Source organism: Methylobacterium sp. E-005 (assembly GCF_022829725.1).
GTDB lineage: Bacteria > Pseudomonadota > Alphaproteobacteria > Rhizobiales > Beijerinckiaceae > Methylobacterium.
In genome coordinates this window covers 25,131-33,288 of the sequence record NZ_JAKSYG010000017.1, presented here as the reverse complement: position 1 = coordinate 33,288, position 8,158 = coordinate 25,131, and the positions used below count along the sequence as shown (strand labels likewise).

The window sequence follows — 8,158 nt, the reverse complement described above, 5'->3', positions numbered from 1 at the left end:
GATCGGGGTGGAAGGGATCGGCGTGGAAGGGATCCATCATGCCAGGATGCATGGGGCGTCGCCTCGATTTCGATATGTCGTTTATATCGATATATCGAAATGTTGTCGCCAACAAGGGGAGGCTGTCGATGCTGTAGCCTGCGCCATGGGGCGGCCTGCGGTTTACGGGCCCCGCCGGTTCGGTTAGTGCGGCGACTCACCGAGATGCCACCGGCCCGCGCCTTGCCCCGCACCCCCGACGCTGCCCGACACTTGCCCGTGACCCGATCCGAGATGCGCGCGGCGACTGCGCCCCGGGACGGCACGCGGTGATCGCGTCCGCCCGGAGTTTCAGGACGCGCCGCGGCGCCGATGGGGCGGGTCGGACCCACGCCCGGGAGCCAGCCGGGATCCAACGCCCCATCGACGAGGACGCCGCATGATCTCCGTCAACGAGGACATGAAGCAGGAGATGCTGCGGCGGGGGATCTCGGTGCTGCATCCGGCCCCGTTCGGCCTGCCGGAGGACTGCACCTTCGAGCCGCCGTGCAGCATCAAGTGGATGGGCGTGGATTACTGCCTGACCATGGGAGCGTTCTCGTACGCGGTGAGCGGCTACTATTTCGGCGCCGACATCGCCCGCTACTGCTCGATCGGCGAGAGCGTGCAGGTCGGGCGCGGCAGCCACCCGGTCCATTGCGGCTCGACCTCGCCGCTGTTCTACACGCACCATTCGGCCGTGTTCGACCGCCTCGATCCGCGGGCGGAGGATTACGAAATCTGCGGGCCGTATCTCTGGCCCAAGCGCGTGCGCATCGGCAACGATGTCTATATCGGCCACGGCGCCTTCCTGATGCCCGACATCACGATCGGCGACGGGGCGATCATCGGCGCCATGGCGGTGGTGACCAAGGACGTGCCGCCCTACGCGATCGTGGCCGGCAGCCCGGCCCGGGTCGTGAAGATGCGCTTCCCCGACGCGCTGATCGAGCGCTACCTGAAGGTGCAATGGTGGCGCTACGCCTTCTGGGACCTGCGCCAGTGCTCGATCACCGACCCCGAAAAGTTCCTCGACGCCGTGGAGGAGCGGATCGCCGGCGGGATGCAGGAATACCGGCCGGACATGATCCCGCTCCGGTCGCTGGTGCCGGGGGGGTGAGGATCGATCCGCAGCGGCCTGCCCCGACGCCGGCCCTCCGCTTCAGGTCAAGACCGCCTCAGGACCGGCCATGCAGGAGACGGCGCCGGTCGGTCTCCGGAAGCGCCTGCCAGTACGCAGTCGCCGCTTGCACGTAGCCGAGCCCGACCGTTCCATCGGGAGCCGGTTCCCCGCGTCCCGTGTAGTGGACCGCCCATTTCGTCTTGTAATTCATCGTCGCCAGTTCCGTCCGGGCGATCCGGAAGCCCCGCGCGTTGATCGCAGACCAGAGGACCTGATCACCGGCGCCGCTGAGTTCGACCGGCAGCGTCGCCCACAGGGCTGCGATCTCGATGGCCGCGCGGCTCAACATCATCGTTCCCGTATCGGCGAACTGGGTGCCGTCGCTCTCCCAGTCGAACGGATCGAGGATGCTGCGATCGAGACGCCGCAGCATCCTCCGGGACACACCGATCTCGGCGCCCGATGCGGACATCCGTTCAAAAAGGCTTGAGACGTGATGGCTTTCGAGCCAGTTGTCGGCATCCAGGAAGCAGACATGGGTGGCGCCGGTCTGAAAGGCATGCAGAGCCCCCGCGCCGCGCGCGAAGTTGCCCGCATCTCGATGGGCCGAGGGCAGGATGATGTGCTCGCAGGCCCACAAGCCGACGAGATGCTTCGGATATCCGTCCGCGACCATGATGTGCCGGACCTGGATGTCCTGCTGGAGCACGCTCTGATGGGCGGACAGCAGATCTGCCAAGTCCTCGCGGTAGTACGGCGTGACGACAGCGACGCTCATGGCCTACGAATGCCGGGGCCACGATGCTGAGCGAAGACAGAACTGTTGCAGAGGCCGATCATTCGTCTCAGCCTGATCCGATCGGTGCTCAGCATAAGATTCACTTGTCGGAACGGGAGCGCGCTCCGACTTCTAGAACGCGAAGCTGTTCCGAAGCTGTAGGGGCGGGCTCCCGGGACGCCGGCGGCCCGTTCGGGCGCGGCGCTCAGCGCGCCTCGGCGGGCAGCGAAAGGGTCCGCATCGCCGCCGCGCCCAATGTCCGCACCCCCAGCGCCAGATCGGCATCGCTGGTATCCTCCGCCCAATGGTGGCTGATGCCGCCGATCGAGGGCACGAACAGCATCGCGGCCGGCAGGATCCGGGCGACGTTCTGGGCGTCATGGCCGGCGCCGGACGGCATCACCTGCCAGCCGCCCGGGCAGACCTGCTCCGCCGCCTCCGAGAGGGCGCGCATCAGGCCCGGGTCGCAGGGCGCGGGGATCGCCTTGGAGAGGGCCGTCAGCGTGGCGGGGCAGCGCTCGCGCCGGTTCGATTCACGCACCAGCGCCTCCAGGCAGGCTTCCATCCGCTCCAGCACCGGCATCGCCACGTCGCGGAACTGGAAGAACACCTCGGCCCGGCCCGGGATGATGCTGTAGCCGCCGGGATCCAGGGTGATCCGGCCCGTGGTCCAGGTGCTGCGCGGGCCGCAGACCTTTGGGAATTCCCGGTCGATCGCCGCGAGCAGCCGCACCGCCGAGAGGCCGGCATCCCGGCGCTCGGCCATGGTGGTGCCGCCCGCATGGTCCTGGTTGCCGGCGAAATCGATCCGGAACTGCCAGATCGCCACGATGCCGCTCACCACCCCGAGGTGCAGCCCGGCCGATTCGAGCTGCGTGCCCTGCTCGATATGCATCTCCAGGAAGCCGCGGTAGCGCCCGGGATCGAGTTGCATCCGGGGCAGGCCGGCGAGGCCGGCGGCCTGCAGGGCGTCGCGCAGGGGCGTGCCGTCGGTGCGGTTGCGGGCTTCGTCGATCTCGGCCTCGGTGAGGTCGCCGATCGCCGAGCGGCTGCCCAGGAAGCCGCCCGAGAAATGCCCCTCCTCGTCCGCGAAGGCGATTACGTCGACCGGCAGCCCGGCCCGGGCCAGCGCCACCCCGCCGACGACCCCCAGCGCCCCGTCGAGCCAGCCGGCCTCGTTCTGGGTCTCGATATGGCTGCCGACCAGTAGATGCGGGCCGGGGCCGCGATGGCACCCGAGCACGTTGCCGATCCCGTCGATGGACGCCGCCAGCCCGCAGGCCTCCAGCTTGGCCATCAGCCAGCGGCGGGATTCCATGTCGTCGGCCGAGAAGGTCGGACGGTGGACGCCGGTGCGGAACCGGCCGATCTCGCGCAGTTCGTACAGGTCGGCCAGGAAGGCCTGGGTATCAATCTCGGTCATGCAATCCCCGGGGGCTGGACGCGCCGACCGTGCAAGGCCCGTGCGCACATCCGGGTTTCCAAAGGGCTTGGAGCCCTTTGGCGGGGTGTCGGGCAGAGATCCGAGTTTTTTGGCCCTGATCTCGGGCTTTGCCCGAATCCGACAGGGCGCTGCCCTGCACCCGCAAAAGGGCTCGCCCTTTTGAAACCCAAGACTTGGCGCTACTCGGCCGCGACGGGCGTCAGGTCCGCCGGCTCCGCCATCCAGGCGGCGAGGTCGGCCCGGGCCCGGTCGGTCAGCGCACGCTTCTTGAGGGCCGCCTTCTCGGGGCCGCGCAGGCGCCGGCCGGTCTCGTTGCGGGGCGCCTGGGCCAGGGGCGGGAACAGGCCGAAATTCACGTTCATCGGCTGGAACGAGCGCGGGGCGTTGGCCTCGCCATCGGCTTCCACATGGCCGCCCGTGATGTGGGCGATCAGCGCGCCGAGCGCCGTGGTCTGGGGCAGGGGGGCGAGCGGATGCCCCGCGGCGTCGGCCACCGCGAAGCGGCCGGCCATCAGCCCGACCGCCGCGCTCTCCACGTAGCCCTCGCAGCCGGTGATCTGGCCGGCGAAGCGCAAGGCCGGACGGGCCTTCAGCCGGAGCGTGGCGTCGAGCAGGCGCGGGCTGTCGAGATAGGTGTTCCGGTGCAGGCCGCCGAGGCGGGCGAACTCGGCCCGCTCCAGGCCGGGAATCGTGCGGAAGATCCGGACCTGCTCGGCGTAGGTCAGCTTCGTCTGGAAACCCACCATGTTGTAGAGGCTGCCCAGCGCGTTGTCCTGGCGCAGCTGGACGATCGCGCAGGGCTTGACCAGCGGGTCACGCGGGTTGGTGAGGCCCACGGGCTTCATCGGGCCATGCCGCAGGGTCTCGGGCCCGCGCTCGGCCATCACCTCGATGGGCAGGCAGCCGTCGAAATAGGGTGTGCCCTCCCACTGCTTGAACCCGATCTTGTCGCCCGCCACGAGGGCCGCCACGAAGGCCTCGTACTGCGCGCGGTCCATCGGGCAGTTGAGGTAGTCGGCCCCCGTGCCGCCGGGGCCCGGCTTGTCGTAGCGCGACTGGAACCACGCCACGTCCATGTCGATCGAGTCGCGGTGGACGATCGGCGCGATGGCGTCGAAGAAGGCGAGGGATTCGGCCCCGGTGAGCCCGCGGATGCCCTCGGCCAGGGCCGGTGCGGTCAGCGGGCCGGTGGCGACGATGCAGGGTCCCCATTCCTCCGGCGGCAGGCCCTCGACCTCCCCGCGGGCGATCGTCACGTTGGGGTGCTGCTCCAGTGTTCGGGTCACCGCGGCGGAGAATCCCTCGCGGTCCACCGCCAGCGCCCCGCCGGCCGGCACTTGGTTGGCATCGGCCGCCCGCATGATCAGCGAGCCAAGCCGGCGCATCTCCTGATGCAGCAGCCCGACCGCGTTGCCCTCGGGATCGTCCGATCGGAAGGAGTTGGAGCAGACGAGTTCGGCCAACCCGTCCGACTGGTGGGCTTCGGTGCCACGCACCGGGCGCATCTCGTGGATGACGGCGCGATGGCCGGCCTCGGCCACTTGCCAGGCGGCCTCGGATCCGGCGAGGCCGCCGCCGACGATGTGGATGGTCTGTGTCATGCCCGAGAATAGCGAAGGACCGCCGCCCGGATCAACGGGCGGCGGTCCTTCGACGGGCTCCTGCGAAACCAGCGCGCGCTATCGGGGATCAGACGCGGGCGATGCCGCGGATCTCGCTCCGGTTGATGCCAAGATCGGCCAGATCGCGATCCGAGAGGCGGGAGAGCTGGGTGACCGTGTCGCGGTACCGGAGAAAGGCGCGGACGCGGCTCAGGACGCTACGGGCGGCGGACATGATGTGTTTTGACCTCTGCTCGGGCAACCGGTGGCGCTTCGTTGCGCATCGGTGCCTCTTGTTGGTGCAACGCACATATAAGCCCGCTGCGGCGCAACAGGAGTCGAAAGGTCAAGCATCAGACCTGCAGCAATCGCATGCCCCGCTTAAGATCTCGGCAACCTTTCCGAATGGTCATTCTTTAGGCGCATACAAACCCTGCCGCACATGCGAAGGGCGCCCCACCGGCAGATGGGGCGCCCGTCGTGTCGGGATGGCGATCCGGCTGTGCTTCAGTAGAACGAGCGCGGACCGTAGAAGCCGTAAGGGCGGTCATAGGGCCGCGGCCGGACATAGCCGTATCCGCCGTAATAGACTGGGCGGCGCCAATGGCCGTAGGGGCGGGGCCCCCAGTTCGGGCGGCAGATGCCCCAGGGATTGGGATGGAAGCCGGGACCGCAGCCCCCGGCCGCCTGGGCGGAACCGGCAAGCCCGAGGCCGCCGGCGATCGCGGCGGCCATAACGAGCGCCTTTGCGCGCGGTGCGCTCAGAAACGTCATGACGGGATCTCCTCACTACCTCCGGCGGATCGGCAGCCGGTCGGGGGAGATTCGGTTCCGCCACCTGAACCGATGCTGAGCCAGAGGTTGTATCGGGTACAGGCTCGCGGCGGCATTCGGGCAACGCGGCGCGGACCGTCGCGCTGTCCCGGACGAGGGTTCCGGGAACTCAGTGCAGCGAGGGCGTGCGCAGGAACCGCTCCCGGTCGGCGGAGACCAGGGCGAGTTTCACGCCGCGCCCGTCGCGTCGGACGGTGAGCGGCACCCGCACCCCCGCCTCGCCCAGCGCCCAGATGCTGCGGAACAGGGCGGCGAGGTCGGATACGGGCTCGCCCGCCACCACCTCGATCACGTCGCCGGCCTGGAGCCCGCCGGTCTCGGCCGGGCCGCCATCGGCCAGCCCCATCACCACGATGCCTTCCTCGCTCTCGGTGGCGTAGAGGCCGAGCCAGGGGCGCGGCGGCCGGTTCGCCCGCCCGCTTGTCGCGAGGTCGTCGAGGATCGGCGGCAGCAGGTCGATGGGCACCACCATGTTGATCGGGCGCGCGCTCCCCGAGCCGCCCTGCTGCAGTTGCAGCGAGCCGATGCCGAGCAATTCGCCCTGGGGGCCGATCAGCGCGGTGCCGCCCCAGTGCGGATGCGCGGGGGATGTGAACAGGGCTTCGTCCAGGACGTATTCCCAGTACCCCGCGAATTCCTGCCGGGCGACCACCTCGACGGCGACGCAGCGCTGGCGCCCGCCCGCCCCCGCCAGCACCGCCCGATCACCGGTCCGCAAGCCGGCCGAGCGGCCGAGCGGCAGGGCCGGCACGCCGAGGTCGCCGAGCGCCTGGACGAGGCCGAAACCGGTGGCGGCGTCGAAGCCGAGAACGTGGCCGGGCACCGAGCGGCCGTCCCGGGTGGTGAGCCAGACGCTCTCGGCCTCGGTGACGAGGTAGCCGATGGTCAGCACGAGGCCGTCCTCGCGGATCACCACGCCGTTGCCGGCGCGCTCGGTGCCCAGCGGCTCGGCCGTGAAGGCGCCGTCGGGCACCCGCGCCGACAGGGCCAGCACCGCCGAGAGCGCCCGGTCGAGATCGTAGCCGTAATCCGCGGGCCGCGGCTGGGCCTGCGCGGGGATCTTCCACTCGCCCTGCGTCGCCATGAGAGTCCTTCGCGAGTCCTTGCGCGCGTCCGCACCCAGGCCGGAGCCGGATGCCCGAAAGGAGACAAGATAGGATGTCCGCGCGGCGCGCGACACCCATGCGGGGCCGCCCGCACACCATTGCCGCAGGGCTGAAAACGAAGAGGACCGCCCGGCCGGGGCCGGGCGGTCCATCGCGGGTGTCCGGGTCCCGCCGCGCGGCGGGGACCGGGTTTCACGCGTTTCAGTACTTGCGGACCAGCGGCGCCGGGATCGGCGAGGCAGCCGGGGCCGGCGAGTAGAGCGGGACGATGAAGCGGATCCAGCCGTCCGTGGAGTAGTCGCTGCGGGTGCGGCCGAACGCGTTGGTGTACTGCGCGCCGGTCACGACGTCGCGGGCGACGTAGGCCTGGACGGTGAAGATCTTGAAGTCGTAGCCGACGAGACCGCCGATGGCGAACCGGCCGCGGTTTCCGGCCGCCGCGCTGAACTGGCTGATGTCGAAGTTGTAGGTGCCGTAGGCGACCGGGCCGATCTCGAAATTGCCGAACTTCTTCGTCGCGGTGATGTCGAAGTTCAGGGCGTTCGAGAGGTTGAGCGGGCCGATGGCGGCGCCGACCTGGCCGGGGAAGCGGCCGGGCGAGTCGTAGATGTTGGCGGTCAGGTTGCCGGTGATGTTCCAGCCGTCACCGGTGTAGCTGCCGGCAACGCCGAAGCGGTAGGTGTTGGAGGAGAGCTGCGGCAGGACCGGGGTGGCCGTCGCGCCGCTCGCCGTGATGATCGAGCCGCGGTCGCCGTTGAGGTCGTTCAGGTACACGCCGCCGAGCAAGCTGACGCCGAAGTTGCTGCCGAGATCGAAGGCCCAGATGCCGCCGACGAAGGTGCCGACGTTGATCGAGATGTCCTTGTTGCGCACGCCCGCCGGGTTGCGGGTGAAGGCGAACACGGTCGGGGGCGCCACGAGCAGCTCGACGCGGCCGCCGAACGGCACGAACGGGGTCGACCACACGAGGACCGGGATGTTGACGGCCGTGTCGGGATCGTTCCGGCCGTCGGTGCGGCGGTAGGTGAACGTGTTGATGGCGTAGATGCCCTCCGGCAGCGGCGCGCCGACCGCGAGGCCGACCTGCTCGCCCGGCACCGTCGTGGTCTGCGCCTGCGCGATCGTCGAGGTCATGCCGACCGTGAGCGCGACCGTGCCGGCCGCGAGCCAGTGCTTCATCATTTTCTCATTCCTTCCCAAGGTCCCAAGGCGTCCGTCCCGCATTCGGCACTTCCCTGCCGGTCTGCTCGCCCA

8 protein-coding genes are annotated in these 8,158 nt (G+C 69.7%); 1 reads left to right on the top strand and 7 read right to left on the bottom strand.

Annotation, left to right across the window (positions count from 1 at the left end; all coding sequences use genetic code 11):
* Window positions 1-418 precede the first annotated feature (418 nt).
* Window positions 419-1,138, top strand: coding sequence for a CatB-related O-acetyltransferase (locus MKK88_RS33670; RefSeq protein ID WP_279601996.1), 720 nt, complete (start codon window positions 419-421; stop codon window positions 1,136-1,138).
* Between the two features lie 58 nt (window positions 1,139-1,196).
* Here the strand turns inward: MKK88_RS33670 and MKK88_RS00470 are convergent, their stop codons facing one another.
* The 7 genes from MKK88_RS00470 to MKK88_RS00440 all read right to left on the bottom strand — a co-directional run bounded on the left by MKK88_RS00470 (window position 1,197) and on the right by MKK88_RS00440 (window position 8,086).
* Window positions 1,197-1,919, bottom strand: a complete 723-nt coding sequence (locus tag MKK88_RS00470; protein WP_243996621.1) for a glycosyltransferase family 2 protein — start codon at window positions 1,917-1,919, stop codon at window positions 1,197-1,199.
* 205 nt (window positions 1,920-2,124) lie between these two features.
* Complete coding sequence (locus MKK88_RS00465; protein WP_243996620.1) at window positions 2,125-3,342, bottom strand: Zn-dependent hydrolase; 1,218 nt, start codon at window positions 3,340-3,342, stop codon at window positions 2,125-2,127.
* 200 nt (window positions 3,343-3,542) lie between these two features.
* Window positions 3,543-4,964 carry a methylenetetrahydrofolate--tRNA-(uracil(54)-C(5))-methyltransferase (FADH(2)-oxidizing) TrmFO gene (gene trmFO / locus MKK88_RS00460; protein ID WP_243996619.1) on the bottom strand — a complete coding sequence of 474 codons (1,422 nt, stop codon included), beginning with the start codon at window positions 4,962-4,964 and terminating at the stop codon, window positions 3,543-3,545.
* An 88-nt stretch (window positions 4,965-5,052) separates the two neighbouring features.
* The gene (locus MKK88_RS00455; protein ID WP_243996618.1) at window positions 5,053-5,199 is read right to left on the bottom strand and encodes a DUF1127 domain-containing protein; all 147 of its coding nucleotides are present in this window, start codon (window positions 5,197-5,199) and stop codon (window positions 5,053-5,055) included.
* Between the two features lie 272 nt (window positions 5,200-5,471).
* A complete protein-coding gene (locus MKK88_RS00450; RefSeq protein WP_243996617.1) occupies window positions 5,472-5,738 on the bottom strand; it encodes a GCG_CRPN prefix-to-repeats domain-containing protein in 267 nt (88 codons plus the stop codon).
* A gap of 169 nt (window positions 5,739-5,907) precedes the next feature.
* Window positions 5,908-6,882 (bottom strand): S1C family serine protease, encoded by a 975-nt coding sequence (locus tag MKK88_RS00445; RefSeq protein WP_243996616.1) that lies wholly within the window; start codon window positions 6,880-6,882, stop codon window positions 5,908-5,910.
* Window positions 6,883-7,105: 223 nt separating this feature from the next.
* Window positions 7,106-8,086 (bottom strand): transporter, encoded by a 981-nt coding sequence (locus MKK88_RS00440; RefSeq protein WP_243996615.1) that lies wholly within the window; start codon window positions 8,084-8,086, stop codon window positions 7,106-7,108.
* Between the last annotated feature and the right edge of the window lie 72 nt (window positions 8,087-8,158).

Bases quoted from the DNA above. Each gene is read 5' to 3' on its own strand.
- MKK88_RS33670 (WP_279601996.1), top strand. From the start codon at position 419: ATGATCTCCGTCAACGAGGACATGAAGCAGGAGATGCTGCGGCGGGGG.
- MKK88_RS00440 (WP_243996615.1), bottom strand. From the start codon at position 8,086: ATGATGAAGCACTGGCTCGCGGCCGGCACGGTCGCGCTCACGGTCGGC.
- MKK88_RS00450 (WP_243996617.1), bottom strand. From the start codon at position 5,738: ATGACGTTTCTGAGCGCACCGCGCGCAAAGGCGCTCGTTATGGCCGCC.
- MKK88_RS00470 (WP_243996621.1), bottom strand. From the start codon at position 1,919: ATGAGCGTCGCTGTCGTCACGCCGTACTACCGCGAGGACTTGGCAGAT.
- trmFO (WP_243996619.1), bottom strand. From the start codon at position 4,964: ATGACACAGACCATCCACATCGTCGGCGGCGGCCTCGCCGGATCCGAG.
- MKK88_RS00465 (WP_243996620.1), bottom strand. From the start codon at position 3,342: ATGACCGAGATTGATACCCAGGCCTTCCTGGCCGACCTGTACGAACTG.
- MKK88_RS00445 (WP_243996616.1), bottom strand. From the start codon at position 6,882: ATGGCGACGCAGGGCGAGTGGAAGATCCCCGCGCAGGCCCAGCCGCGG.
- MKK88_RS00455 (WP_243996618.1), bottom strand. From the start codon at position 5,199: ATGTCCGCCGCCCGTAGCGTCCTGAGCCGCGTCCGCGCCTTTCTCCGG.